Origin of the sequence: Oceanicaulis sp., from assembly GCF_965284345.1 — a bacterium.
GTDB classification, from domain to species: Bacteria; Pseudomonadota; Alphaproteobacteria; order Caulobacterales; family Maricaulaceae; genus Oceanicaulis; species Oceanicaulis alexandrii_A.
The window spans coordinates 272,253-296,082 of sequence record NZ_OZ260073.1 but is presented as its reverse complement, the minus strand read 5'-3'; the positions used below and the strand labels follow the sequence as shown (position 1 = coordinate 296,082).

General features: G+C 61.2%; 29 protein-coding genes. 22 read left to right on the top strand and 7 right to left on the bottom strand.

Annotation, left to right across the window (positions count from 1 at the left end):
* The first annotated feature begins 43 nt into the window (after positions 1-43).
* From ACQ66J_RS01455 to ACQ66J_RS01435, 5 genes are read left to right on the top strand one after another with little or no spacing between them, the layout of a single operon-like run.
* On the top strand, positions 44-394 hold the full coding sequence (locus tag ACQ66J_RS01455; protein WP_430430199.1) for a DUF2190 family protein: 351 nt from the start codon (positions 44-46) through the stop codon (positions 392-394).
* Positions 395-397: 3 nt separating this feature from the next.
* Positions 398-706, top strand: coding sequence for a head-tail joining protein (locus tag ACQ66J_RS01450; protein WP_430430198.1), 309 nt, complete (start codon positions 398-400; stop codon positions 704-706).
* Between the two features lie 2 nt (positions 707-708).
* Positions 709-1,158, top strand: coding sequence for a hypothetical protein (locus ACQ66J_RS01445; RefSeq protein WP_430430197.1), 450 nt, complete (start codon positions 709-711; stop codon positions 1,156-1,158).
* Positions 1,159-1,175: 17 nt separating this feature from the next.
* Positions 1,176-1,571 carry a hypothetical protein gene (locus ACQ66J_RS01440; protein WP_430430196.1) on the top strand — a complete coding sequence of 132 codons (396 nt, stop codon included), beginning with the start codon at positions 1,176-1,178 and terminating at the stop codon, positions 1,569-1,571.
* A gap of 2 nt (positions 1,572-1,573) precedes the next feature.
* Positions 1,574-1,957 carry a hypothetical protein gene (locus ACQ66J_RS01435; RefSeq protein WP_430430195.1) on the top strand — a complete coding sequence of 128 codons (384 nt, stop codon included), beginning with the start codon at positions 1,574-1,576 and terminating at the stop codon, positions 1,955-1,957.
* Positions 1,958-2,102: 145 nt separating this feature from the next.
* Here the strand turns inward: ACQ66J_RS01435 and ACQ66J_RS01430 are convergent, their stop codons facing one another.
* Positions 2,103-2,495 (bottom strand): hypothetical protein, encoded by a 393-nt coding sequence (locus tag ACQ66J_RS01430; RefSeq protein WP_430430194.1) that lies wholly within the window; start codon positions 2,493-2,495, stop codon positions 2,103-2,105.
* 352 nt (positions 2,496-2,847) lie between these two features.
* Between ACQ66J_RS01430 and ACQ66J_RS01425 the strand changes: the two genes are divergently transcribed.
* From ACQ66J_RS01425 to ACQ66J_RS01355, 15 genes are all read left to right on the top strand, one after another.
* Positions 2,848-3,396, top strand: coding sequence for a hypothetical protein (locus ACQ66J_RS01425; RefSeq protein ID WP_430430193.1), 549 nt, complete (start codon positions 2,848-2,850; stop codon positions 3,394-3,396).
* A gap of 296 nt (positions 3,397-3,692) precedes the next feature.
* Complete coding sequence (locus ACQ66J_RS01420; RefSeq protein ID WP_430430192.1) at positions 3,693-4,481, top strand: KilA-N domain-containing protein; 789 nt, start codon at positions 3,693-3,695, stop codon at positions 4,479-4,481.
* Positions 4,482-4,645: 164 nt separating this feature from the next.
* On the top strand, positions 4,646-4,789 hold the full coding sequence (locus tag ACQ66J_RS01415; protein WP_430430191.1) for a hypothetical protein: 144 nt from the start codon (positions 4,646-4,648) through the stop codon (positions 4,787-4,789).
* Between the two features lie 99 nt (positions 4,790-4,888).
* Entirely contained in the window at positions 4,889-6,859 is a 1,971-nt protein-coding gene (locus tag ACQ66J_RS01410; protein ID WP_430430190.1) for a hypothetical protein, read from the top strand.
* Between the two features lie 3 nt (positions 6,860-6,862).
* On the top strand, positions 6,863-7,450 hold the full coding sequence (locus tag ACQ66J_RS01405) for a hypothetical protein (protein ID WP_430430189.1): 588 nt from the start codon (positions 6,863-6,865) through the stop codon (positions 7,448-7,450).
* Positions 7,450-8,061, top strand: coding sequence for a hypothetical protein (locus tag ACQ66J_RS01400; protein WP_430430188.1), 612 nt, complete (start codon positions 7,450-7,452; stop codon positions 8,059-8,061). The genes ACQ66J_RS01405 and ACQ66J_RS01400 overlap by 1 nt, the downstream gene beginning before the upstream one ends.
* 3 nt (positions 8,062-8,064) lie before the next feature.
* Positions 8,065-8,523, top strand: coding sequence for a DUF6950 family protein (locus tag ACQ66J_RS01395; RefSeq protein WP_430430187.1), 459 nt, complete (start codon positions 8,065-8,067; stop codon positions 8,521-8,523).
* The gene (locus ACQ66J_RS01390) at positions 8,516-11,881 is read left to right on the top strand and encodes a hypothetical protein (RefSeq protein ID WP_430430186.1); all 3,366 of its coding nucleotides are present in this window, start codon (positions 8,516-8,518) and stop codon (positions 11,879-11,881) included. Before ACQ66J_RS01395 ends, ACQ66J_RS01390 begins: the two co-directional genes overlap by 8 nt.
* 4 nt (positions 11,882-11,885) lie before the next feature.
* Complete coding sequence (locus ACQ66J_RS01385) at positions 11,886-14,621, top strand: hypothetical protein (RefSeq protein WP_430430185.1); 2,736 nt, start codon at positions 11,886-11,888, stop codon at positions 14,619-14,621.
* Positions 14,621-15,139: a hypothetical protein gene (locus ACQ66J_RS01380; RefSeq protein ID WP_430430184.1), complete on the top strand. Its 519-nt coding sequence runs from the start codon at positions 14,621-14,623 to the stop codon at positions 15,137-15,139. Before ACQ66J_RS01385 ends, ACQ66J_RS01380 begins: the two co-directional genes overlap by 1 nt.
* 79 nt (positions 15,140-15,218) lie before the next feature.
* Positions 15,219-15,632 (top strand): hypothetical protein, encoded by a 414-nt coding sequence (locus ACQ66J_RS01375; protein WP_430430183.1) that lies wholly within the window; start codon positions 15,219-15,221, stop codon positions 15,630-15,632.
* On the top strand, positions 15,632-15,961 hold the full coding sequence (locus ACQ66J_RS01370) for a hypothetical protein (protein WP_430430182.1): 330 nt from the start codon (positions 15,632-15,634) through the stop codon (positions 15,959-15,961). The genes ACQ66J_RS01375 and ACQ66J_RS01370 overlap by 1 nt, the downstream gene beginning before the upstream one ends.
* Positions 15,951-16,400 carry a D-Ala-D-Ala carboxypeptidase family metallohydrolase gene (locus tag ACQ66J_RS01365; RefSeq protein ID WP_430430181.1) on the top strand — a complete coding sequence of 150 codons (450 nt, stop codon included), beginning with the start codon at positions 15,951-15,953 and terminating at the stop codon, positions 16,398-16,400. Before ACQ66J_RS01370 ends, ACQ66J_RS01365 begins: the two co-directional genes overlap by 11 nt.
* 9 nt (positions 16,401-16,409) lie before the next feature.
* Positions 16,410-16,595, top strand: a complete 186-nt coding sequence (locus tag ACQ66J_RS01360; RefSeq protein ID WP_430430180.1) for a hypothetical protein — start codon at positions 16,410-16,412, stop codon at positions 16,593-16,595.
* Positions 16,592-17,005 (top strand): hypothetical protein, encoded by a 414-nt coding sequence (locus tag ACQ66J_RS01355; RefSeq protein ID WP_430430179.1) that lies wholly within the window; start codon positions 16,592-16,594, stop codon positions 17,003-17,005. Before ACQ66J_RS01360 ends, ACQ66J_RS01355 begins: the two co-directional genes overlap by 4 nt.
* 202 nt (positions 17,006-17,207) lie before the next feature.
* Here the strand turns inward: ACQ66J_RS01355 and ACQ66J_RS01350 are convergent, their stop codons facing one another.
* Positions 17,208-17,849 (bottom strand): outer membrane protein, encoded by a 642-nt coding sequence (locus ACQ66J_RS01350; RefSeq protein ID WP_430430178.1) that lies wholly within the window; start codon positions 17,847-17,849, stop codon positions 17,208-17,210.
* 407 nt (positions 17,850-18,256) lie between these two features.
* On the opposite strand from ACQ66J_RS01350, the gene ACQ66J_RS01345 reads away from it, so the two are divergent.
* Positions 18,257-18,649 (top strand): hypothetical protein, encoded by a 393-nt coding sequence (locus ACQ66J_RS01345; protein WP_430430177.1) that lies wholly within the window; start codon positions 18,257-18,259, stop codon positions 18,647-18,649.
* 87 nt (positions 18,650-18,736) lie between these two features.
* Entirely contained in the window at positions 18,737-19,183 is a 447-nt protein-coding gene (locus ACQ66J_RS01340; protein WP_430430176.1) for a YybH family protein, read from the top strand.
* On the opposite strand, the gene ACQ66J_RS01335 is transcribed toward ACQ66J_RS01340, so the two are convergent.
* The 5 genes from ACQ66J_RS01335 to ACQ66J_RS01315 all read right to left on the bottom strand — a co-directional run bounded on the left by ACQ66J_RS01335 (position 19,184) and on the right by ACQ66J_RS01315 (position 23,345).
* Entirely contained in the window at positions 19,184-19,525 is a 342-nt protein-coding gene (locus ACQ66J_RS01335) for a helix-turn-helix domain-containing protein (RefSeq protein ID WP_430430175.1), read from the bottom strand.
* A 46-nt stretch (positions 19,526-19,571) separates the two neighbouring features.
* Positions 19,572-20,258 carry a hypothetical protein gene (locus ACQ66J_RS01330; protein WP_430430174.1) on the bottom strand — a complete coding sequence of 229 codons (687 nt, stop codon included), beginning with the start codon at positions 20,256-20,258 and terminating at the stop codon, positions 19,572-19,574.
* Between the two features lie 25 nt (positions 20,259-20,283).
* A complete protein-coding gene (locus tag ACQ66J_RS01325) occupies positions 20,284-20,637 on the bottom strand; it encodes a UrcA family protein (RefSeq protein WP_375548804.1) in 354 nt (117 codons plus the stop codon).
* 537 nt (positions 20,638-21,174) lie between these two features.
* Positions 21,175-21,879: a TorF family putative porin gene (locus tag ACQ66J_RS01320; RefSeq protein WP_430430173.1), complete on the bottom strand. Its 705-nt coding sequence runs from the start codon at positions 21,877-21,879 to the stop codon at positions 21,175-21,177.
* An 86-nt stretch (positions 21,880-21,965) separates the two neighbouring features.
* On the bottom strand, positions 21,966-23,345 hold the full coding sequence (locus ACQ66J_RS01315) for an ammonium transporter (protein ID WP_430430172.1): 1,380 nt from the start codon (positions 23,343-23,345) through the stop codon (positions 21,966-21,968).
* Positions 23,346-23,830: the final 485 nt, after the last annotated feature.

Sequence of the window (23,830 nt, the reverse complement as noted above, 5' to 3'; positions counted from 1 at the left end):
TTAGCGCCGCCCGTCTTTCATTCGGCCTGAGAAAGGAAATATTATGGCCAAGAACTACACTCAGGACGGTCGCCTGCTGACCGTTACCGCCCCTGCCGCCGTGTCGTCTGGCGACATGGTGAAAGTGGGCTCCATCTTTGGCGTTGCCCAAAACGACGCCGCCAATGGCGCGTCAGTCGTGATCGACACCGAAGGCGTTTACAGCCTGCCGGTGGCGTCCGCTGTCGCGGTCGGCATTGGTGACGCTCTTTATTGGGACGTTGCCGACGCCGAGTTCAACAAGACCGCCGCGTTTAACTGGTTCCTCGGCGTTGCCGTCACTGCGGCTGGCAATGGCGTGACCAGTGCGCAGGTTCGCCTGAACGGCTTTATGCCGGCTGCGGCTGGCGTTTAATCCATGGCGGGCCGCGTCTTCGCCGGCGTCGGCCGGGCCTTCACGACCGCCCTGGGCGAAAGCGTCACCTACACCCCGCAGGGTGGGGCTGGCGTTTCCGTTCAGGGCGTCTTCACGCGCAATTATGTAGCGGTGGGGCAAGACGGCGATCTCAGCGTCGAGAGTGTTTCGCCTGCGGTGTCGCTTCAGTCGAGCGATGCGCCAAGCGCTGCGCAGGGTGATGGCGTCACGGTTGGCGCTCATAGCTATGAGGTCGTTGAAGTTCAGCCGGACGGCTTCGGCATGGTCGTGCTCATCCTTCACGAGGTCTGATCATGGCGCATGTTCGAACCCAGATCCGCGACCTGTTGGCGACCCGCGTCACCGGGCTTGAAACCTGCGGCTCGCGCGTCTTCAAAAACCGCGTGAAGCCGCTTCAGCAAAGCGACCTACCGGCGATCAATGTCAGCTCTGGCGATGAGCAGATTGACCGGATGACCCAAAACACGCCCCGCCGCCTCGGTCGCCTTATGCAGGTTCATTTCGATCTGATCGCGGATGCGGATTCAGACGGCGCGGCTGACACGCTCGACACCATCGCGGCGGAAATCGAAGCCGTAATGCTGGAGGGCTCGTGGTCATCCGCGCTGATTTTCAACGTCACGCCGGTCAGTCTGACTGAAAGTTATGACGGTGAGGGCCGCAAGGTCGTCGCCCAATCCCGCCTCACATATGAGGTGGAATATCACACGGCTGAAGGTTCAGCCGGTTCCGTTCTGGCCTAGCATGAAAGGAAACGCTCATGGCCACTTCCCACGGTAAAGCCGGACTGGTCAAAGTCGGCACCGATACGATCGCTGAGACCACCGGTTGGACCCTCACCGAAACCGCCGAGACGGTGGACGACACCGCCCATGGCGACACCGCCCGGACTCATCTGGTTGGACACACCAGCTGGACCGCTTCAATCACATGTCATCTGGACCCGTCCGATACGGGTGGCCAGGGCGCTTTGACTACCGGCGCGAGCGTTTCGCTTAAGCTCTACCCTTCCGGCGATACGATTGGCGACCGCGAGTATGCAGGGACCGCCACGATCACCAGCGTTTCCCCGAACAACGCTCTGGATGCGGTGAATTCCGTTTCCTTCGAGTGCCAGGGCAATGGCGCCCTGACTACGGGCGCGGTGAGCGCATAGCCATGGCTAACGCCATGACAAAAGGCGGCGGATACCTTTCCGCCGCCGCCGCCCGCCGCGATGACGAGGGCTCGCTGACGCAAGTGGCGGTCCCTGAGTTTGCAGAGGACGGCCAACCGCCGGTCATCGTTTATGGCCGTAAGCCCACCCCCGCTGATCGCGCGACCATCGAGCGCCTGTCTCTGGACCTTGAGACCGGCAAGATCAATCAGGCCGAGGCCGCCGTGCGCACGGTCATTCAGCTGGCCTGTGACGAAAGCGGCGCGCGCTTGTTCACGGTGGAGAATGCGCAATTCATGCGCACCAAGATCGACGCTGATGTGATCGAAGCCCTCGCGTTCCGACTGAACGCCGGGCTCTCGCTGTCCGCCGCAAAAAAAAACTGAAATCAAATCCTGATCTGCTGTACCGGCTTAACCTGGCCGAACGCTTCGGGATGACCCTTGCCCGCCTTGACGCAGAGATGACCTGTGACGAGCTGATGCTGCACGCCGCGCGTGACATGCTGAAGGCTGAAGAGATCAGGGAACGTTAGGGTTGGTCGCCGGGTGATATGGGGTCTCTTGTCATCGCCGCGCTGGGCTCTGGGAAAGCTGCGTCCATGGCCTCCCAATCGGCGCACATCAACCTGATGTCGCCAACAGCAAATTGATCACTTTCTGGTGCGATCACGATTTGATCCGCCGTGTAGTTATAAGCCACTGCAAATAGCGATGATCCGCCTCGGTCGCCAGAATATCCACCAACCGCACAGACCAAAACCGCCGCCTCGCTCTGGACTACTTGCCCGGCTGCTAGTTGAAATTCGGGGCCTTGCGTGTGGCGCGCACGAATCTCGGCGGCATGAATAATATCTGTTGGATGCGGGCTTTGAGGCCCGCAAGACGCGAGTGAAAAGGCCGCAAGCAAAACATAGAGGCGCATGTTCTTCCCTCAATTTAAAAGGAGACCATGCCGCCTAATCAGCCTTCGGTAAATACCCGCGCTCTCGCAGCCAGTCGGTGAGGATGCGGCGGATGGCTTCAGGGCGGGTCGGAAGGTCTTCTTGATCCCGCCTGTAATCATCCAGAGCGCCGATCACGTCAGTGTGCGCCCTTACCGTGATAGGGCTGGTATCGACCTTTGGTCGCCCCACCTTGTTTGATTTCTGAATTTTCGACATTGACAATCCATAAGTGCGTTCTTAGGTTCTTAATGTCACAAATACACGGGCCGGGCAGGAGGTGCAACTCCGAACCCGGCCCTGACCTGGACCCGATCAAATGGAGTGATCGCAATGACCCAAGCTGGGCAAGAAACTAACACGGGGACTTCCGCCGCAACAGCCGCCAGCGGCGTGATGGCGCATCAGTATGAACTGGTGCAGGCGCTGAAGGTTGAATCCGAACGGTTGGACGCGAAGTATCACGCTGCCTATGAGGAGATCGACAAAGCGATACCCATTCACCGCTTTGCGCGCGCCACCAAGCATGTTGATGACGCGGAAACTTGGACACTTTTCGAGCAGACCGAGACGTGGCGTCTAAACCCTCTCCATCCAAACTACGAGAAGAACCGTGAATCTGTGCGCCGCCGCTTTCTGGAGCGTGACAGGGCATTGAAGTCGCCCGAAATGAAGGCTTTGGGGCGGCAATGCGAAGACGCGGCTAATAAATGGATGGAGCTTGAAGCCCAGATGATGGCCGCGCCTGTCCGCACGGTCGGAGATGCCCGCATCAAGATCACTGTCCTCAAAGAATTCATGGATGAAGACGATCCGCAGGGGCAGGAATTTCCGCTTCTGGACCTGTGCGAACAGCTGATCAAGCTGCGCACGGGAAAATAAATGCAGACTGTAAGTGCCGATCTGAACTTCGGAACAACAGTGTCAAGTGTCTTTCAGCTACAAAATTAGCCTTGAGACCAGTTGCCCTATGGGGGCTTTGATGGGTAGCTAGATGCACGATCCTGCTGCACGAACGAAGCGGGAACAGCTTTGCCGGGAAGCTCACAGCCCGGCGCGTTTGCGCCCTCTCAGCGCAAACAAAAACGGGCGAGGTGGTTGTGCCCTGAGAAAGCTTCCACCTCGCCCGTCCTTCAAATTCTCCCCGGCGATGTGAGCCGCCGCGAAGGAGTCCTTAAATGCCGAACCAACCGAACCCCGTCAACCGCGGCGATCTGACCTACAATGGCTGTTCGATCCGCGAAAAGGGCGAAATGCTCAGCCTGACCGATATGTGGAAGGCCGCAGGTGGCCCCGATGGCCGCGCACCCGCAGACTGGCGCGTGCTCGCATCATCCGTCGAATTTGCAAATCATGTCGCCGAAATTCTCAATGCCGGGAAATCCGGCAATGAGCTTTTCAAGGTGACGCGAGGTGGCCGCCGCCCTGGGACTTTCGCTCATTGGCAAGTCGCCATTGCCTACGCGAAATATCTGAACCATGATTTCCACATGTGGTGTAATCAGGTCGTCCGCGAACGCATGGAAGGGTCTGCATCGGGGCAGTCTATACTGCCCGCCGAACTGTCTGACCAGATCGAACGCATCTTCGGAATCTCCCGGATGCTCTCGCACAAGGTCACCGAGATCGAAAAGCGCGTGAATGACCTTTCCAGCCCTGACCCGGCGGTGTCTCAAGCCATCGGCTTCAAGACCTCCACTCAGGTTCTGACCGAGTTCGGGTTTCAGATGGGCGAGATCCGGGGGCGTGCCGGGAACCTGACCCAACGCTTGCGCCGCTTCTGCATGACGCGCGGGCATCGGATGCGCATGACGGCAGAGCGCCGGCTGTATCTGTTCGACTGCGACGCCATCCATGACTGGATCGAGAATGCTGGCGGTCGTGACTGGCTGATCGCCAAGCTCGTTGAAGTCCGCTCCGCGCGGGAAGGGCAGGGCCATCTTCGCCTTGTCGGGCGGCGCGGATGAAGCGCGACGAGTTCATCAAACAGTGGAAAGAGGGGGTCTTTAGCGGGCTTCCTCTCTCCAATCACCCAGAAACCGTCCAGATGCGTGTTCAGGGTCTGACAGAAGATCTTCTCCTGAAGCTTGGTAGTGCCTTCGAACTTGATGGAGACGAGGACTTCAGGAACATGGCCTGGTATCTGGCCTATCTGATTGGATACGCCGCCGCCAATGACGGCACCAAGCCTGACAAGCCCGAGAACGGCGCATCAATCAAGGACATGTCCGAAGTCATCCATGAGGTGATGATCTACGCCTCCATGCGTGACTAACCCCAGGCAGGCCCGCTGAAAGGCGGGCCTGATCCTTTCCGATCTCAAATCCAGCCGTCACCCCGCCCTTGAGCGGGGCTTTTCTGCATGGGAGCGCCTATGCCCCTTGGTATGCCATCAGACTTCCGCTTCGATATTCATGCGCGGGACCGTTCCGGCCCGGCATGGCGCGGGGTGGAGAATTCCATTCAGCGCACGCAGCGAGCCGTTGGCGGATTGTTGCGCGCCGCAGGCCCTTTGCTCGGCATTGGCGGCGTCGTCAGCGGCGCCGGGCTCGCCATGTTGGTGCGCGAGTCCCTGTCAGCCGCCGAGGCGGTTCAAGATCTTGCCGATCGCGCGGGCGTGTCTGCGGAATTCCTGCAAGAGATGCGCTATGCGGCCAGCCAGTCCGGCGCTGAAACCCGCGATTTTGACGATTCCATTTCGCGCCTGAACCGTCGCTTGGGCTTGTTTCAGCAACACCTGGCCAGCGGCACGGGCGAGGCTGGGCCTGCGGCTCAAGCCTTTCGCGCGCTGGGTCTTGAGGGCCGTATTGCGTCTGGTGAGTTGGCTGATGCTGAGAGCGTGTTTCGTGAGGTCGTGCGCGCCCTCAGCGATATGGAGAGCGAATCCCGCCGATCTGCGCTGGCGTCACAGCTGTTCGGTGAAGACAGCGGGCCGCGCCTCGCCTCCATGCTGGCGCGTGGTGAAGAAGGGATTTCCAGCCTGACAGCCCGCGCCCGCGAGCTTGGCCTTGTGCTGACAGATGAGATGATCGCCAAGGGCGCCGAGGCGTCTGACCAGATGGAAACGCTGGGCATGGTGCTGCGCACGAATGTTCAGGGCGCCATCATCGACAATGCGGATGATATTGGAGAGCTTGCCGAGGCTTTCACGGATGCTCTGCCGGGTATGATCGAGCTGGCCACGCAATTGGCTGACCAGATCGCACGCTGGGCGGGCATGTCTGATGCAGATCCCGCCAGCCGCTTGGAGGCACAGGCGCGGCTGACGCAAGTGGGCGTTCTTGCTGGCGATCTGTCACAGAGGCTTGGGACTGGCGAACGCCTACACAGGGGCAACCTGTCCGATGTCCGAGAGCGTTTCATGTCGCTGATGGGCCGGGACGCGCTGGGCGACATCAACGAACAGGTGATGGCGAGCGACACGCCGGGAATTGGGCTGGGCCCAGGCCGATCATTGTTGGGCAGTTCAAACGGCAATGCTGAGCGGCTGCAAGTATCATTGATGCTTGAAGCGTTGCGCGATGAAGCCGAGCGCGTCCGCAATCTCAAGAGCGGCTTCGAGCAGGCAGGCGACGCGCTGGGACAGCAGACCAATCTGGGCGATGATCCTGCGCGCGGCGGCGCAAGTCAGCTCGCCAAGACCCCGCGCGATCTGCTGGACGCCACCGCCACCGGCATGGATGATCCGAGCAAGACGCAGACCGCACAAGAGCTCGCCCGCATTGAGTCCCAAGCCAAGGCCGCCGCGCTCTCTGAAGAGAAGCGCGCGGCCATCGAGCTCGGCCAGCTCCAGGCGACGGCTTACAAGGAGCAGCTTGCAGAGGATCGTGGCGCGTTCATGGATGAGTTCGCGTCTGTGTTCGCAGGCGGCGCCATGGCGGCATGGGACGGCAAGCTGCAAGAGTTCCTGATCGGTCGCCTGCGTGAGGCGGCTTTCGAAGGGCTTTATGACGCCTTCCGCAATATCGCGGGCTCCATGTTCGACAGCATGGGCGATTCCAAAGGCGGCGGGCTTGTAGGCTCTGTGCTTGGCCTGTTCGGCTTTGGCGGCAAGCGCGCCGCGGGCGGACCCGCACGCCCCGGCATGGCGTATCAGTGGCAAGAGCAAGGCCGCGAATTCTTCTCCCCTTCGGTTCCCGGTGAAGTCATCCGCGCCAGTGATATGGGGCGAGAGATAATCCGCGAGCGTGTGGTCGTGGTGCGCGTGGACAAGTCCGATCTGTTCGAAACCGCTGTGCAAGAGGCCGCCGCGCCGGTCGCCGTGCAGGCTGCGCAAGGCGCGGTCCAGCAATCTCGTGCGGATATGGCGGGCGCCCAGATGCGCGCCAGCAAGCGTTTGAGGTAGGCCATGGGTAAGCTCCTGCCGTCCGGCCATGTCCGCACCTGGGCGATCAGCGTCACGCCCCGCGCGGCGCGTTCGGCGTCCGCGTTCGAAACGAACATGAATTTCATCACGCGCACGGGTCAGCACCTTGAAGCGCGGGTGACGCTGACGCCCATGGCGCGCGCTGACGCCTTGGCGTGGGGTGATCTTGAAGAGCCGTTCGACACGCTGATTTGGCCGATTGATCAAAGCGACATCATCGCCGCGAACGAAGGCTCGCCACGAGTGGCGGGCGCGGGCCAGCTCGGCCGCACGCTGAACGTGGACGGCGTGACAGCGGGCTATGTAATCCCCAAGGGCGCGTATGTGACCCACATCGCCAGCACGGGCCGGCGCTACACCTACCCCATCGCCTCGGCTGTGACGGCTAGCGGAACCGGAACGGCGGCGCTTGATCTGCGCATCCCGCTGCGTGTGAGCCCGTCTGACAATGACGTCATGGAGATCGCCACCCCCAAGCTGGAAGGTCTGGTGATGAGTGATACGGGCCTTGAATACGGCGAAGGCTTTCTGTCTCTGCCGCGAACTTTCACCCTGCGGGAGCGCGGCTGATGGATACGCTGTCGATCGCCGCATGGCAGCAAGCCAACCCTCATGCGTTTATCGCGCTTGAACTGGTCTTGCCTGATGAGACGGTGCGGCTGACATCTGGCGGAACGGTGGTGTTCGGCGGTCAGACCTATCATCCCGAACATGATGACATCGGCGTTCTGTCTGCGGTCGCCAATATCGAAGAGGGGCAGGTGTCAGAGGCGATTTCGCCAGACCTGACCTTTGCCCCCTTCACCGATGACGGCGTGACGGCCCTGTCAGCCCCGGCTGCGCAGGGTTCCGCCTGGACGCTTTATTGGGGCCTGATCAACCCGGATACGGGCGCCGTGATCGGAACCCCTGTCACACTGACCACGGGGTTTGTGAACGTGGCGAACCTGTCCGTCTCCACCGGGCGCCGCTCGGTTGTGGTCAGCTCCTACACCATCGAGCAATTCCAGTTGACCCCGCGCGGCGTGCGTCTGGCGGAATCTGCGGCGCTCAAACCTCTCATGTCTGGCCTGACCCGCAAGATTTACTGGCGGGCTGAACAGCCGCGCGGCGCGATCAATTACGGCGGCGGCGGTGGCGGCGGCATCGGCGGCGGCAATTTCAACGCGAGGCTCGTCTAAGCCATGGCGAAGAAAGCCGAGAATAGCCTGCTGGCTCGCCAGCGGGCCGTCAGCGCGTGTCTGACCCGTTTTGAGGGTGCGCCGTTGATCTGGGGCAAGACCGATTGTGTGCGCCTGTGCGCGCTCGCATTGCGCAAGCAAGGCCATGCGGTCCCGCTGCTAAAGGGTGTGCGGTATTCGAGCGAGCAGACCGCCCTGCGCCGGTTCAAGGAGCAAAAGATCGAAAGCCTGTGTGATGCAGTGGACGCGCTGGGACTGGTGCGGATCGCCCCGGCGATGGCCTTGCCCGGCGATCTGATCGCGCTTCCGACGCCAGAGGGTGATGCGTTCAAGGCATCCCTGATGGTGGTTCACACTCCCGCCGCGCGCCGGGTGATCGGCCTAGATGGGCTGGGCTCCTTCGCGGTGCTGGTTCCCAATCTCGATTTGACGCTGGCGTGTTGGAGGGTTCCGCATGGCTGATCCGATTAGCTGGGCTGTGACCGCCATTACGGTCGTCTCAAAAGCGGCTGCTGTGGGCACGTTCGCCCTGACAGGCAGCGGCACGCTTGCGGGTATTGTTGGCGGCGCCGTGATGGGGCTGGGTACGGTGCAGGGCGCCCTGACCGTGGCAGGATTCGCGGCGTCCGCCCTGATGCAGCCGAACACCAATGTGGAGGGTGCGCCCACCGAATGGCGCGCGGACCCGACCGCCGGCGTTCCCTTCGCCCTGGGCCGTGTGGCGGCGGCGGGCCGCATTGTCCACCGTGACGAGTGGGGCGGGGATAACCGGTATCAATCCATCTGGACCGTGTGTTCTGGCGCCGGGCCGATCCAGCAAATCGAGAGCTTTTACGCTGACGATGTGGCGGTGAGCTTTGGCGCGAACGGGGTGGCGAGCACAAGCCCCTATGACGGCAAGATGTGGCTTCAGACGACGCTCGGCACGTCCAGCGATACCGCGCTTGCGCAAACCGGTCTGGACGCCGCGACACCCGGCTATGAGGGTTGGGGGTCATCGCAGGCTTTGCCCTATCGCGCCGCCTGTCAGCTTACGCTGTACCAGGACAGCAAGTTTAAATCCTACCCCTCGGGCGAGCCGCGCACGCGGCTGACGCTGAAAGGGATCAAGCTCTATGATCCGCGTCTTGATACCACGGTGGCGGGCGGGTCGGGGTCGCATCGCTGGGGAACGCCGAGCACTTACGCCTATTCAGACAATCCGGCGTTGCTGGCGCTCAATTGGGCGATGGGGCTTTATGAGGGCTCAAAGCTGGTCGGCGGCATTGGGGCGGGCTCTGCGGGCGTGTATCTGCCCGCCTTTGCGGAATGGGCGACCGTCTGTGATGCGAACGGCTGGACGGCTTCGGCCTATCCGTCATCTCTGGATGACCGGCATCAGGTGCTTCTGGGCTTGATGCAGGCGGGCGGCGCCCGATATGCGCGCTTTGCGGGCAAGATCAGCTGCATCGTCTCGGCGCCGAAATCGAGCGTCGTCACGCTGTCGGTGGATGACACCGCCGGGCCGTTCGAGATCGCCACCAACGCGGATCGCCTGGACAAGATCAACACGCTGGTCCCGACATGCCGCATGGAATCCCATAACTGGGAGGATGTACCGCAGGATGAAATCAGCGTTGCGTCCTATGTGACCGCAGACGGCGGGGTGATCGATCGGGATCTGTCCTATCCGTTCGTGGCCCTGCATGCGGACGGATCGAACGCCGACCAGATCGCAGAGTTGGCGGCCTACGCCATTCTGGACAGCCGGGAGCCCTTCAGCGGGACCGTGCCGCTCAAGCCCTGGGCGATGCAGATTGAACCGGGCGATGTGTTCACCATCACAGAACCGGGCTTCCTTCTGGATGGCGTCGAGCTGAAATGCCTGAACCGGTCCTTTGACCCGGCCACGAATATCGTGCGCGTCAGCTTTATCAGTGAGAGCGACGGCAAGCATGACTTCGCGCTGGGCCGCACCAATACGCCGCCGGTTCCGGCCACACTGACGGTTCCTGACATCTATGACGTGCCGGCCCCGGCGATTGATGTGTGGAGCGCCAGCCCCGGCGCCGGCAAGCAGCCCACCATTCTTGTCACGGGCTCGGCCGATCAGGACAACGCCAAGGGCTTCATTGTCGAATACCGCACGGCGGTGGACCCGGACACCGGCTCCGCCTGGGCGGATGATGACGCGGGCTGGCGTGTGTTTGGTGAATACGACATCGGGACCGAGAATGTCGTCCTGACCGGCTTGGAGCCTGAGACCGCCTATGAAGTGGCGATCCGGTATGTGTCTCAGTTTGGCGTCATCGGCGTACGTCGGGTGCTGGCCAGCGTCACCACGGGCGCACTGGTGGCGACGGATGCGGGGCGGATCGGGGATTACACCTTTGAGCGTCTGTCAAACCTGATTGACGAGCTGCTGTCCGGCGTCAAGGCGCTTGAGGATGCGAACGTACGGTCTCTGATCGAAGAGGCGCGCCAGCGTCAGGGCGTTGATCGCAAGGCGGTGAACCTGTTCACGCAGGAGCGCACCGAAAGGATCAGCGCCACAGAGGCGGTGCAGACGACGCTTGAAGCCCAAATCAGCGCGGTAGGGGATGCTGTCGCCGGGGTTCAAGACGTCACAATGACGTTGGCTGATGACCTTCAGTCCCTGACCGAAAGCACGACGACGCAGTTCAGCGCCTTTGGGGATTCCCTCTCCACGCTGACAGATCAATACAACACGCTGGCGACGGCGCAGAACGCGTCAGCTTCGGCCATAACGCTTCTGCGTGCGCAAGTCTTTGAGGCGGACGGTGTGACCCCGCGTCTGGCGACGGTCACGGACGTAGCGGCGGTTTCGGCTGATGTGGATGAGCTGCTGGCCACCCGGCTGATTTCGACTGCTGTGAACAGTACGACCGCTGGCATTCAGATCAGCGCCGTCGCGACTGGCGGCAGTACAGCCACGAACATTCGCCAGTTCGCACAGGTTTTCTCGTGGGGCCCAACGCTTAGTGACCAGCGCTTTTTCATGGATGCGGTCAACAATGCATTCTACGCTACCAACGCCGCAGGCACCGTCCGGGTTGTAGAAATCAACGCCGATACTGATGGCCGGTTCCGTCTTCGCAAGGCTGACGGCACGCTGATTTGTGACACAGATGACGGCGGCATTCAGCGCGAAGGCATCAAGCCGGGCGCTCTTGGCTCTCAGGGGATTGGCTTTGAGAACCGGCATTATTTCCTTCCGAACAACTCGACCACGCGCACGGCGGCGCAGGCGACGTCTGCATTCACGCCCCTGTCAATCGAGACCAACGCCATCGCCTTCCCGGCCAGCGAATGGGTGGCGGTCACGGCGGGCATCACCATGAAGGCCACGTCTGACATGTTCGGCCATTTCAACGGTCGGGTGATGCTGGTGCGCAAGGCGACTTACCCGTCTGCGGGTGAGGTGACCACAACGCTGGGCGAGGACACGCCGCACTTTTCGGTGGCGGTGAATGGATACTGGTCTTCGGGGAACCGGCGCGACGCCAGCAAGGTCGAGCTTCGCCCCTGGAGTTTCGTCATCTTTGATCGCCCGCCCCAGAATGGCGGTGAAGACCCCACCTCGATCAAGTACCAGTTTATCGTGACGGCCGAGAATATCGGCGGCGGCTATTTCGAGAACTTCAACGACAATAACGGCGCCCGCCGCTTCTATGGCGACCGGGCCTATGTGCATGCGGTCGAAGCGGCATCTGGCCCGGTGGGCGTGAATGTCCGCTTGTCGAGCTCGGCGCCTGCGAGCCTGCCGTCTCCGCCTGCGGTGTCGATCATCCCGCCCGGCTCCTTCCTGCAGTGGAATTAATCTCATGAACAATCTGGATAACGCGGGCTTTGCGCCCGCGCTGATGGACGTGCTCGCCCGGTTCAAGGCGGATGAGATCACAGAGGCCGAAGCCTCAACCGAGATCGTGGCGCTCCTGAACCGCTGGTATACCTATACCGGAACAGTGGCCGAGCGCATGGCCAATTTCCTGCTTTCGATCTCCGGTTTCATCGTCACCACGGGCACGCCCTCTGATGCTGTGGGTGTGGACGGGGAGTTCGCGCTTGATAACACCAATGGCCTGCTTTACGGGCCGAAGGCGGGCGGGGCGTGGGGGTCAGCGATCCTTGATATAGGCGGTAAGGATGGGCGCACCATCCTGTCGGGCACGGGAGCCCCCGGTTCTGGCGTCGGTGAGGACGGCGATTTCTATTACGACACCGCTGCGAGCGATTTCTACGGTCCGAAGGCGTCGGGGGCATGGCCTGCGGGCGTGTCTCTGATCGGGCCGAAAGGCGATACAGGCGAGGTCGCGGTCGGGACCGTGACGACGCTTGCGCCGGGTGAGAGCGCCACGGTGACCAATTCGGGCACATCTACGGATGCAGTTCTGGATTTCGGCATCCCGGCGGGCGCCGCCGCAACGGTCAGCGTGGGGACGGTCTCGGCTTTGACGCCGGGCTCCACACCAACCGTCACCAATAGCGGAAGCAACGCTGCTGCGGTGCTTGATTTCGGCCTTGTCTCTGGCGCAGCGGCCACCATCGCCGTGGGCACTGTGTCGACGCTTAATCCGGGCGAAAGCGCGACCGTGACCAATAGCGGTACGAGCGCGGCGGCGGTGTTCGATATTGCAATCCCCAAGGGTGACAAGGGGGATACGGGAGACACCGGTCCACAAGGCGCGCTCGCAGATGACTTCCAGGGCGCATGGGATGGGGGCACGCCCTATGCCGCTGACGACATCGTCACCTATCAGGGTGAGACATGGCTGGCGCTTCAGGGTTCTACGGGCACGACCCCGACAGAAGGCGCAACATGGACCAAGCTGGCGGCCAAGGGCGCGGATGGCACTGGCGTCGGCACTGTCACCAGTGTGGCCATTTCCGGTTCTGACGGCATCGAGATTGACAGCGGATCACCTATTACATCGAGCGGAACCATTGCGCTTGGCGTGAACAAGGCGGCGCTGCTCGCGCACATCAATGTCGAGGACGGCGCAGATGTGACCGATGCGGCCAATGTCGCAGCGGCAGGCGCCCGCATGAGCGGCACAGATATTCCGCTGGCGGACCTTGAGCAAGACGGCGCGACTGACGGGCAGGTGCTGACCTGGAACAACGCAGCGGGCGCCTATGAGCCACAGGACGCGAGCGGCGGCGTCACGGTCGCCGCGATCCAGACGAGCGCTTTCACGCCTGCTGTGGGTTCGGCTTATCCCATTGACACGTCGGGCGGGGCCATCACGCTGACGGCCCTTCCCAGCTCTCCCACTCAAGGCCAGCGGTTCGAGCTGCACGACCCGCTCCGGGTTTGGAATGCGACCAACTCCGTCACCGTGCCGGGTGCTGCGGGGATTAATGGGCGATCCAAAAACCAGAACCTCACCCTGACCGGTGCGCGGGTGATTTTCGAGTACGTTAATGCGAATTACGGCTGGGAAATGAAGGTGATCGAGCCAAAGGCAAAAGACACCTATACCGCGCCATTCACCAACACGCCGTCCATCACCGCCCCCGCAAATGGCGCGACCGATATTGGCGAAACGCCGACGATTACTTCAAGCGCTTTCGGCACGACCAATGGCAGCGACACGCACGCCAACACAGACTGGCAGATCGCCAGCGACAGTGGATTCTCGACAATTGTGGTGCAGGCGGTGGACGACGCCAGCAACAAGACCAGCTGGACGGTTCCGGGCGGCAATCTCTCTGTGAACACCACGTATTACGTCAGGGCGCGGCATAGCGGCGCAACTTATGGCGACAGCGACTGGTCGGAAACTGTGAGCTTTACGACAGCGGCGCAGTTTCTTGACCCTGCGACCGAGGCCCTGATTGCACAAATGTCCATTGCGCCCACAAGCGCCAGGGAAGGTTTGATCGACGCCTTGATCAGCGGCCTGAAGGCGGACGGCATTTGGCCGAAGTTGGAGCGGCTTTGGGTGATGGCCGCGCATGACGCACAAGCGGCGCGGCTGGACTGGAAAAACCCCGCCGGAACTGCGTTGACCCCAGTCAACTCGCCCACCTTCACCGCTGATCAGGGTTACGCAGGCGACGGTTCGAGCGCATATCTTGACACGGGTTTCACGCTCAGCACAGATGCGGTGCAGGCCACCAAGTCGAGCGCATTCATCGGATGTTGGGTCCGAGGCCAGGCGACTGCGAATAATGCTTATTATTCAGGTATTCTGACGAACGCCAACACACGCGCTTTTGGCTTTGCGCTACGGTCCAGCGCTACCGAGGCGCGCACCGCAGCGACTACCAGCGGCACAGTCTTGCACAGCGCATCCACCGGATTTTTCGCCAACAACCAGTCGGCGCTCAGCGCGCAAGAGACGTACACCAACGGCGTGGCGGGCAATACAGGGACAATTACGGCGACAGACCTGCCGACCGACACCCTGTTGCTGCTCGCTTACCGGAATAATGCAAGCGGTCCGGCGAGTTATGCGGATGGACAGATATCGGTTTACTGCATCGGCAGCTCCTTGACCGCGACCGAGCACGCCAACCTTTACTCGCGTCTCAACACCTATATGGCAGGGCTGTAATGTTTATCATCTTGACAGAGGATCAGGCCGCGCGCGTGCGTGGCGATTACGAAGCGGGGCGCCTTGAGCCTGTGCGTGTCGTGCCGGGGCTGTATCAACTGCCTGAACGTCTGATCGGGGTTTTCCCAGACGCCGAGCTTGATCAATACCCGGCCACAGACGACCTGCTCGCCACGGCCAAGGCGCCCATGAAGGCGCAGGTGGCGGCGCTCCGCTGGGGTAAATCCCAGCTCATGCCCTATGACGGCGAAACCGCGTATGCTGATGCAGCGCTTGCAGTCGTCACCGCGAAAATCCGGGTGCTGGAGGAAAGCGGGTCAACCGATCCGATCAGCTTCAAGCTCACCGCGACAGCGTGGCGAAGCTGGACGCTCACCCAGCTGAAAGCCTACGGCCTCGCCATCGACGCGCACATTCAAGCTTGCTTTGACAATGAGGCAAGTCTGGCCGCTCAGATCGACGCGGCGGCGGACATTGACGCCCTGAACGCGATTGATCTTGAGGCCGGGTGGCCATAGCCGCCGCTCCATAGCTTTCACCCCGACCGCCCGCCGCGTGCGGGCTTTTTCATGCCTGCGTCTCAGTAAAGGAGACTCCATGTCGCTTCCGGTTTCACTTCTGGGATGGCTGAACCTGATGGCCTATCTCTGGGCGCTGGCCGCCTATGCTGTGGCCGCTTATGCGGGGGTGAGGGCGCTTCACCGGGCGTATGACGGCCCACCTGCTGCACCCTTCTGTCTGATCGCCGCCGCATCGCGCTGGGTTCTTGGGCGCGAGTTTGACGCGCAGCGCTGGACGGCGCGAGACTTCATAGCGCTAGGTGTATTCGGCGCCGTGATCGCCTGTCTGATTGCTGCGGTCGGCACGCTTGATTTCATCACATCCATGAGCTGGCGAAAGTTGGGCGGCTGGGACTCCCTGCATATCGCCGCTGACAAGATCCTGACCGGATCCGCACTGATCGTCATGCACTGCGGGGTTGCTCATCTATTCAAGCGGGAGGGCGTCTAATGGCGGACGGGCTCGAAAGGGTGGTGACCCTGTTTAATGACACGATCGATCTGGCTTTGATCACCCTTTTCACCATTGCGGGCCTGATCGGGTTCCTTCCGGGCGTGCAAAAGCGCTGGAGCTATGCCGGCGCGGCTTTGGTGATGGGCGTCGGGTTGGGCGTCGCCGTGCGCTGGGCGCCGTTTCTGCCGCCCGGCTGCGAGATCATCGGCGTGATCCTTGGCGTTGTCTGTGGCCCCGCCACTGCGGCCGCGTGGAAGGGCAAGACGCTTTCCGAAGCGATTGACGACATCCGCGCGATGAAGCGGGGAGGCGGCGATGCAGGGTAAAATCACTCAACATTTCACCTGGCGCGAAGCCCTGCGCAGTCAGACCGCGCACAAGCACGGGCTGGACAACACGCCCGGCCCTGAAGCCATTCAGGCGATCAAGAGCGCCGCGGAGTGCATGGAGTTTGTCCGCTCCCTGCTGGGCTTGATAATCGACGTGACCAGCTGGTTTCGCTCGCCCCTCGTGAATGAGGCTGTGGGCGGATCTCCGACCTCTGACCATGTGACGGGCTGGGCGCTGGACTTCAGGGCGCGTGGTCTCTCCGCGCACATCGCCGCCCGGCGCATCATCAAAAGCCCGATCATGTTTGATCAGCTCATCTGGTATCCCGGCGAAGACCGGCTGCATATCAGCTTCGCTCCTGGCGACCGCCGGGACGTTCTCACGAAACCAAAAGGACAGCCGGGCTATCTGCCTGGTCTCGTTCTCAGCACATAGGAGACTGACATGTACGCCACGTTGATGCGCGCGGCGCTGGCCGCCGTGATCGCGCTTGTCGTGCTCCTGATCCTTTGGGGGCATCTGGCCTTTGCTGGCGCGCTGGCCACCGGTGTGGTGATCGGTTTTGGCTGGTTCCTCTGGCCCTATGCCTGGGTTCGGCTTGTCCTTCTGAAAGAGTGGGTGTTCGGATGATCGGCGCGCTGTTGGCGCTTATCCCGCCGCGCCTGATCGGGCTCGGCCTCGCCATCGCCGGCGCCGCCTCGCTTGTGGCCGGCGCATACACCACGGGCCGCGTTCATGGCTGGCAAAACCATGCCGACCAGAACGCCCGTGATGATCTCGCCAGCCTGACAGGCCAGCTCAACACCTTCCTGTCTGAGCAAAAGACCAACGCGGCTGAAGGCGATCAGGCCCGCCTGATCATCACCGACGCCGCACGCACCATAGAGGATGCCCGCAATGTCATATCTGAAGCGTCTGATGCTTTTGATTGTCCTTCTGATCGGTCTGTCAGCCTGTCAGTCGACGCCGCCGCCCAAGCCGCTCGACGCGCCATTGATCGCGCCACCGGACGCGGAGGCGATGATCCCCCCGAGGGCTGAGGACATACCCGAACTTCCGCCACCGGAAGCGCGAACCAGTCGAGATTATGAGCTGGCCTATCTGGCGCTTCTCTCGGTTCATACTCCTGTCGCCACTCGTCTCGCCCTTCTTCAGAGTTGGGCGCGCCGGGTGACGGCGCCAGACGAATAAGAAAGGCCGCTCCATCTCGGGGCGGCCTTTTTCGTTTCAGGGCTTGGCAGATCAAAACGCCTTGCGCACTCCGACCCTCACCGCCCATTGGCGATGGATACCGGGGTTGGCGTCAAGAGGGCCTTGCTCAAGCGGAATCTTGCGGTCAAAGCCGGTGAGGTAAACCGCAGAGGTGTCAACAGACCATCCGCCCGCCAGATCGGCAAGGAGTCCGATCTGGGCGCGCGCGGCCACGCCATCGTGCTGAGCGTCCATCAGGAAGGGCACAGCGCCGTTCTCGACGGTCCCGGGCACATCGTACTCAGTCCGCATCCAGCCCGCTCCTAGCGCCCCATAGGGCCGTACAGAGCCAATCTCCGGGCCATAGAGCGCGACATTCGCCGTCACCGCCAGAGCGCGCGTATCCCCCTGCACCACGTCACCGGGCCAGTTATAGCTCTCCACATTCGCCTCGGCGTAGTCAGCCGCCACGAAAAACCCAAGCCCGGCCCGCTCTGGCATCAGCCCAATGTCAACGCCTGCATAGGCCGTATCGGCATTGATGAGGTTGTTTTCGTCTGACCGGGCGAAGCCGGTATGAGCGGCGATGTATGGCTCAAGGGGCTGGGCCAAGGCAGGGGTGGTCAGGGTTGCAAAAACGACCATCGCCGCCACACAATCTCGGTTTACAAGTTTCTTGTTTGTTCCGCGCATTTATGGCTCCGTTTACAGCATAAGTCGCTGTAAACAGATGCCAAGACCTGACTTTTAATCAGTAGGTCCAGGGTTCGAATCCCTGTCGGCTCACCACTTCTCCCTGAAAACATGGCGTTTTGTGGGGGGTGGTGATTGACTGTCCGCGCGATTGCGCTTTCGCATCCCTGACATCGATACTTCCTCAAGCGTTGACCGTATCGTCTGGCGCGCGCCACGCCTGTCTGGCGTCCGCAGGAAAAGCGTGGCGAGCTTGATGTCAGTGGTCGGGTTTTTCCGTATTCCGTCAAATGAATGAGAAGCGAGGGGCGGAACAGCCGCTCGCCAAAGCGGCGACGGCGTACCGTCAGGCTAGCCTTTTGAGCGAATATGCCTCAAGGTTAACGGACGAACGTTGGGAGGTCGCTGTGCCGAGTTTCACCCTGCCGGACGGGTCCAAAATCGAGATTGACGCCACCGTTATCGCGCGCGCTCGGCCCACAATACGAAACGAGATTTATGGCAAGCCAGGGCATGTGGGCACAGCCTTGTTCGCCCCGAAACGCCTGGTGCTTGAACCGATCGATACTGTGGGCCCAGAGCTGGAGAAGACGGCGCCCAGTTTCACTATTCTTCACGCACCCAATGGTCAGACCATCTGGTGTCAGGCCAGCAAGGCCAAAAACGCCGAAGCGCCCCTGCCCACCGAGGTTTCACCGACAACCAATGCCGTTGTGGTTATGGGCGGCGTTCGTCAGCGCGTCCGGGAGACGGTTTCAGAGGCGCAAGCAATCCTCAATTCCGCCCGCGCCAAAGCGTAAGACAAGCTTCGGGCTGGTGATTTGGAGTGCGGTCAGTCAGGATGGCGCACGCCTTCAGGCGCGATATCACAGTCATAAGGTCTGACCATGTTCGCCCCATCCGTCGTTTTTCTGGCTCTGTCGCTCATCCAGCCTGCCGATCCTGTGTGCACCGGTACCGGGGCGGAGGTTCAGTCGATCTGCGCCGTGCTGACCGCCCAGCAGGACGCCTGGAATGAAGGCGATATTCCCGGCTTCATGGCGGGGTATCTTGAAAGCGAGGATTTGCGCTTCGCTTCTGGCGGCTCTGTGACCACCGGCTGGGCGGCGACTCTGGCGCGCTATCAGGCGCGCTATGACACGCCGGACGCTATGGGCTGGCTGGCCTTCACCGATCTCGACGTCACCCAGCTGTCAGAGGACGCCGCCTATGTGTTCGGGCGCTGGACGCTCTATCGCGAAGCCGATGAGCCCACGGGATTGTTCACGCTGATCCTGCGCAAAGAGGACGTCGGCTGGCGCGTGGTGCATGACCACACCTCCAGCGCCGACTGATTAGTCTGAAGGGCCGCCATTGAACGCATCAACCTTTGTGAGGCTCTTGCGACGAAACCCTGTCGGCGTATCCCCCGTCAGGTCGCGAAAGGCGCGGTTGAAGGGCGCTATGGAGCCATAGCCAAGATCGAGAGCGATGTGCAGGATTTGCGTATCCGCACTGTGTGGGTCTGAGAGCGCTGTTTTTGCGGCTTCGATTCGGTACTCGTTGAGAAATGATGAGAAGTTGCGATAGCCGAGCTGGCGGTTAATGACGGCTCGCAATCGATGTTCCGGGACGCCAAGCCGTTCAGACAATCGCCCGACCGTCAGTCCTGCCGTGCGGTAGGCTTCCGCTGCCATGGCGCTTCGCAATCGCTCAATCAGGCGCCTGTCCGCCGTCTGATGCTCAGCCATGGCCGGTTCGGCTTTGGGTTTCACTTGCGCGGGAAAAAAAGTCCGAATGCGGGGATAGGGCCCAAGCTGAAAACAGACATGTCGTGAAGAACAGACCCAAAGCCTCAAGGGTCAGAACGGTGTCAGAAATCGTTGTTTTCAAGCGCAGGGCGCTCACCACAGCAGCTCCGATAATCGTGACGCCGATGGCTCCGAGCCACCAACCTCGGATGCGGCGACGCGGTTCCACCAGATCGTCACGAAAGCCCATTTGGATGATGCGCATCACATGCAGAACGAGCAAGATGTGGATTGCTTCGCTGGCCAGGTTCGCCATGGCGTCTGTGCGCTCTGATGTGCTGACCCATTCTAGAAGCATGCAGATCGACACAAAGGCCATCGGCAACAGGTATATGGGTTTCCATCGCCAGTCATCGCAGAAAAGCGACAAGCCGAACCACCAGAAAAAGATGGGTGACATGATTGCAAAGGGCTTCACGGATGCTGCTACGACTGGCGCCACGTCACGCAAGACCGGGCTGCTGGCAATGCAATAGGCTGCTGCGCCCAAAGCGAAGAGAGCGCAAAACCGGGCGGGCAGGGTTGTGATCGCAAGTGGGGCGAGTCGGGCGACCAGGACGAGGCAAATCCCGGCCGCACCACTGCGCAGCATTAGATCCAGCACATCAATTGATGTCATTCCAGTCGCCTCGAACGCTCAGAGATTAATATGCTGAGCGAGGCTGCGCGTTGGCAAGGTTTGTTGCGCCCGATCGGTGCGAGTGCAGATAGGACAGCTCAGAGACATTCAAATTCGCCACAGCATTGGACACGGTCATGTGCACACACTGACCCATGGCGTTAAGCGAAGTCGCTCCGAACTGGTGTTCGTCACGGCAGACCCTCAAGGCGGCGATGCGGATGCGGCGATACGCAATGGCGGCGTCATGAGGGTCCGTCAGAACCAAGCCTTCTAAGGACACAGTCCTGGATGCCGGTTCATCGGCGAAGGCGGGAGCAGAGCCGCAAGCCAGCATCAGGGCTAACAGGGCAAGGGTAGGTTTGAGAACAGACGACATCGATCACTCCATCAGACTTTGACCGCTTCTGCTGCGGTCTGCTGTCAGGGATGGAGGGCGCAGCACCAACTGGCTCCGCGAATTTGAAATCGAGTTGAGATTTTCAGAAACGAGGCATGATTTTCAATAATGATCAGCCTGCAAGCATTGTCCAACTCAGGATTTGCAGACCTAAAGCGCCAGCGCCCAGCAGGACTCCGAGCCAGGCGATATCCGCAAGACCGCCTTTGGGCCTGAAATCTGGCGCGGATGTGGGAGTGTCGGAGATGGGCGGCGGAGCGCCTGTCTGTGACGCAGAAAAGCCCGAGGGAGCCGGTCTTTCGCGCAGTTCTTTCAAGGCGAGCCGTCTAGCGCGCACATTGTATCTCTGATGCGCGATGAGCAGACGCAGATCCATGTCTGACAGGGTTGTAAGCGTCTCATCAGACGGGGTGCGGAACTTCGGTCGCATGGCGCGCCTCTGGCGGCTGGGGGTAACAGACGAATGGTCTGAAACGACTGCGCCGTTTCAGACCATTCATGGACAAAGCGTTGTGTCTAGAAGGCTTTGGAGATCGTGAAGACGGCGGTTTCATCCGATCCGTCGGTATCTTCGCTGGTGTCGATATACGCCAGCGACCAATCCACGCCATAGGCTGAGCCGCCGATGCCGATCGTCCAGTCGACCTTGTCGTCGCCATCGCCGTCGGGATCGCCGAAGGCGCCGGTTTCATAACCGATGCCCGCCATCAGGCTGAGACCTGACTCTCCGAGCGGCGCGGAGCCTGAAAGGTTCAAATACAGATTGTCGTCATCACCGATATTGTCTTGTTCGGGAGCGTAGGCGATCGTGCCGGTGGTCTCCACCAGGCCGAGCATGCCTGTCAGGCTGCCATAGACTTCGCCATAGGCCACGTCTTCAGCACCGGGATAGAAATACCCGATCACGCCCACATCATAGCTCAGCTCGCCGAGCGTTCCGCCATAGCCAGCGTAGAAATCGAGCTCCATTTCCGAATTGCCGACCGGCTCGATGCTCGATCCCCAGGTCCCTGCGTAGAAGCCGGACTCAAACGCAACGTCAAAGCCGCCCTGAATGGCGATGGCTTCATCGCTGAGCGAGGCGCCGCGGAAGCGGTAATCTGTGGTCATCGCCACATTCGCCGAGACTTCTTGCGCCTGTGCGGCGCCCCCAGAGAGGCTGGCGGTGGTCGCCATGGCCAGAGGAAGGACGCTTGCTGCGAGTAAAACTGTGGTTTTCATGGCTATTCTCCATTTAAGATTGTGCATGTGATCGCGTGGCTCGCCAGAGTTGGCGAGGCGGCGCTCAGGCCGCCCCGCCTGCCCGGTTACTCAGCCGGTTTGGGTTCGCTCTTGGGTGTGAACTCGGGATAGGCGCTGTGACCCAGTTCAGAGAGGTCGCCGCCGACCTCTTCTTCATCCGGGTTCAGACGAATGCCGAGCGTAACTTTCAGAGCCAGCCAGAGAACAAAACTGGTGACGAAGACGAAGGCCCCGATGGCGCCCACGCCTACGGCCTGACCCAGGAAGCTGGCGTCAGAATTGGTCAGCGGGACGGCCATGGTGCCCCAAATGCCCGCCATCAGGTGGACCGGGATCGCGCCGACCACGTCATCCAGGCGGACGGCTTCCATCAGCACCGCGCCGAAGGTGGCGATCACCGCACCGACGCCGCCGATCAGAATGGCTTCCAGAATGGTCGGGGTCAGTGGTTCCGCCGTGATGGCGACCAGACCGGCGAGGGCGCCGTTCAGCACCGAGCCCAGATTGGCTTTGCCCTTGCCCAGAAGCATGGAGACGATATAGGCGGTAACGACGCCGGAGGCTGCGGCCATATTGGTGTTCGCGAAGATCTGCGACACGGCGGTGGCGTCCGCTGCGCTGCCGAGCGCCAGCTGGGAGGCGCCGTTAAAGCCGAACCAGCCAAACCACAGGATGAAGGTGCCCAGAGTCGCGAGCGGCAGGGATGAGCCGTGCATGGTCACCGGCTTGCCGTCGACAAAGCGACCGCGGCGTGCGCCCAGCAAGATGACGCCCGCCAGAGCCGCCCAGCCGCCAGTGGAGTGCACCAGGGTTGAACCCGCAAAGTCAGAGAAGCCGAACTGGGAGTCCAACCAGCCTGCGCCCCATTCCCAGGACCCCTGGATGGGATAGATCACCCCGGCCAAAACGGCAGTGAAGATGAAAAACGATCCGATCCGCACGCGTTCAGCAACAGCGCCTGAGACAATCGAGGCCGTGGTGGCCACAAACACCATCTGGAAGAACCAGTCTGAAGCGCTGGAATAGCCCGCTGCGGTGACGTCAATGGCGTCATCCGCCGCGGTTTCGGAGGGCGACCACATGGAGGGCGTGCCGAACAAGCCGCCATGATCGCCAACGCCGGAATACATCAGATTATAGCCGATGACGAAGAACATCAGGCCCGCGACGGAGTAAAGGCCAATGTTTTTCAGGCAGATGACAGCGGCGTGCTTGGTGCGTACAAAACCCGCCTCCAGCATGGCGAAACCGGCCGCCATCCACATCACCAGAAAGCCGCCAATCAGGAAGAGAAGCGTATTGAAAATATAAGCGGTTTCATCGCTCACCTGAGCATAGGCGCTCTCTGAAGCCAGAGCGGTGAAACTCAAAGCGGCCAGCGCTAGCGCCCCCAGACGCGTGGCGCGCGCGCGCAGACTTGGCTGCGCGCCAGTGTAATCGGTCATGATGATGTCCTCGGTCGCACTCTGACGGGACGGAGCAAGGTCGGCCTCGTCCAGTCGGGTCGAATGAATACGACGAAGGGGGCGGCACGATCGTGTGCCGAAGGGCCGGGCTGCGCCGGTCTGATCTTGTCTCATAGTCGCCTCCGTCGCGGTTTGCGGCGGCCGGCGGTGCGTCTCTAAACGGGCGCGCAGCTTGGGCTGCGTCTGTCGTTAACAAAACCTTTGCAGAGCGCGTGCTGCATCGCAACAAAAAAGTGAAATCTATTCGTTGTCCATCACAGCTCTATGGCGATGATGCCACAGTTGGGGTGATTACAGGTCTGGATTTGAGAATAGAAAAAAAAGGCGGGACCAGCCCGCCCTCTAGTTTTAGAGACGACCCCGAGGCCGCGATAGGACGGTCTCAGGCGGGTAGGACTTTAGTCAAAGATTATAAAAAATATGCGGACATATGGATGCGCAATGCTCGATGCGCGAGCGATCAA

Coding starts and splice junctions, on each gene's coding strand:
- ACQ66J_RS01455 (WP_430430199.1), top strand. CDS start 44: ATGGCCAAGAACTACACTCAGGACGGTCGCCTGCTGACCGTTACCGCC.
- ACQ66J_RS01450 (WP_430430198.1), top strand. CDS start 398: ATGGCGGGCCGCGTCTTCGCCGGCGTCGGCCGGGCCTTCACGACCGCC.
- ACQ66J_RS01445 (WP_430430197.1), top strand. CDS start 709: ATGGCGCATGTTCGAACCCAGATCCGCGACCTGTTGGCGACCCGCGTC.
- ACQ66J_RS01440 (WP_430430196.1), top strand. CDS start 1,176: ATGGCCACTTCCCACGGTAAAGCCGGACTGGTCAAAGTCGGCACCGAT.
- ACQ66J_RS01435 (WP_430430195.1), top strand. CDS start 1,574: ATGGCTAACGCCATGACAAAAGGCGGCGGATACCTTTCCGCCGCCGCC.
- ACQ66J_RS01430 (WP_430430194.1), bottom strand. CDS start 2,495: ATGCGCCTCTATGTTTTGCTTGCGGCCTTTTCACTCGCGTCTTGCGGG.
- ACQ66J_RS01425 (WP_430430193.1), top strand. CDS start 2,848: ATGACCCAAGCTGGGCAAGAAACTAACACGGGGACTTCCGCCGCAACA.
- ACQ66J_RS01420 (WP_430430192.1), top strand. CDS start 3,693: ATGCCGAACCAACCGAACCCCGTCAACCGCGGCGATCTGACCTACAAT.
- ACQ66J_RS01415 (WP_430430191.1), top strand. CDS start 4,646: ATGGCCTGGTATCTGGCCTATCTGATTGGATACGCCGCCGCCAATGAC.
- ACQ66J_RS01410 (WP_430430190.1), top strand. CDS start 4,889: ATGCCCCTTGGTATGCCATCAGACTTCCGCTTCGATATTCATGCGCGG.
- ACQ66J_RS01405 (WP_430430189.1), top strand. CDS start 6,863: ATGGGTAAGCTCCTGCCGTCCGGCCATGTCCGCACCTGGGCGATCAGC.
- ACQ66J_RS01400 (WP_430430188.1), top strand. CDS start 7,450: ATGGATACGCTGTCGATCGCCGCATGGCAGCAAGCCAACCCTCATGCG.
- ACQ66J_RS01395 (WP_430430187.1), top strand. CDS start 8,065: ATGGCGAAGAAAGCCGAGAATAGCCTGCTGGCTCGCCAGCGGGCCGTC.
- ACQ66J_RS01390 (WP_430430186.1), top strand. CDS start 8,516: ATGGCTGATCCGATTAGCTGGGCTGTGACCGCCATTACGGTCGTCTCA.
- ACQ66J_RS01385 (WP_430430185.1), top strand. CDS start 11,886: ATGAACAATCTGGATAACGCGGGCTTTGCGCCCGCGCTGATGGACGTG.
- ACQ66J_RS01380 (WP_430430184.1), top strand. CDS start 14,621: ATGTTTATCATCTTGACAGAGGATCAGGCCGCGCGCGTGCGTGGCGAT.
- ACQ66J_RS01375 (WP_430430183.1), top strand. CDS start 15,219: ATGTCGCTTCCGGTTTCACTTCTGGGATGGCTGAACCTGATGGCCTAT.
- ACQ66J_RS01370 (WP_430430182.1), top strand. CDS start 15,632: ATGGCGGACGGGCTCGAAAGGGTGGTGACCCTGTTTAATGACACGATC.
- ACQ66J_RS01365 (WP_430430181.1), top strand. CDS start 15,951: ATGCAGGGTAAAATCACTCAACATTTCACCTGGCGCGAAGCCCTGCGC.
- ACQ66J_RS01360 (WP_430430180.1), top strand. CDS start 16,410: ATGTACGCCACGTTGATGCGCGCGGCGCTGGCCGCCGTGATCGCGCTT.
- ACQ66J_RS01355 (WP_430430179.1), top strand. CDS start 16,592: ATGATCGGCGCGCTGTTGGCGCTTATCCCGCCGCGCCTGATCGGGCTC.
- ACQ66J_RS01350 (WP_430430178.1), bottom strand. CDS start 17,849: ATGCGCGGAACAAACAAGAAACTTGTAAACCGAGATTGTGTGGCGGCG.
- ACQ66J_RS01340 (WP_430430176.1), top strand. CDS start 18,737: ATGTTCGCCCCATCCGTCGTTTTTCTGGCTCTGTCGCTCATCCAGCCT.
- ACQ66J_RS01335 (WP_430430175.1), bottom strand. CDS start 19,525: ATGGCAGCGGAAGCCTACCGCACGGCAGGACTGACGGTCGGGCGATTG.
- ACQ66J_RS01330 (WP_430430174.1), bottom strand. CDS start 20,258: ATGACATCAATTGATGTGCTGGATCTAATGCTGCGCAGTGGTGCGGCC.
- ACQ66J_RS01325 (WP_375548804.1), bottom strand. CDS start 20,637: ATGTCGTCTGTTCTCAAACCTACCCTTGCCCTGTTAGCCCTGATGCTG.
- ACQ66J_RS01320 (WP_430430173.1), bottom strand. CDS start 21,879: ATGAAAACCACAGTTTTACTCGCAGCAAGCGTCCTTCCTCTGGCCATG.
- ACQ66J_RS01315 (WP_430430172.1), bottom strand. CDS start 23,345: ATGACCGATTACACTGGCGCGCAGCCAAGTCTGCGCGCGCGCGCCACG.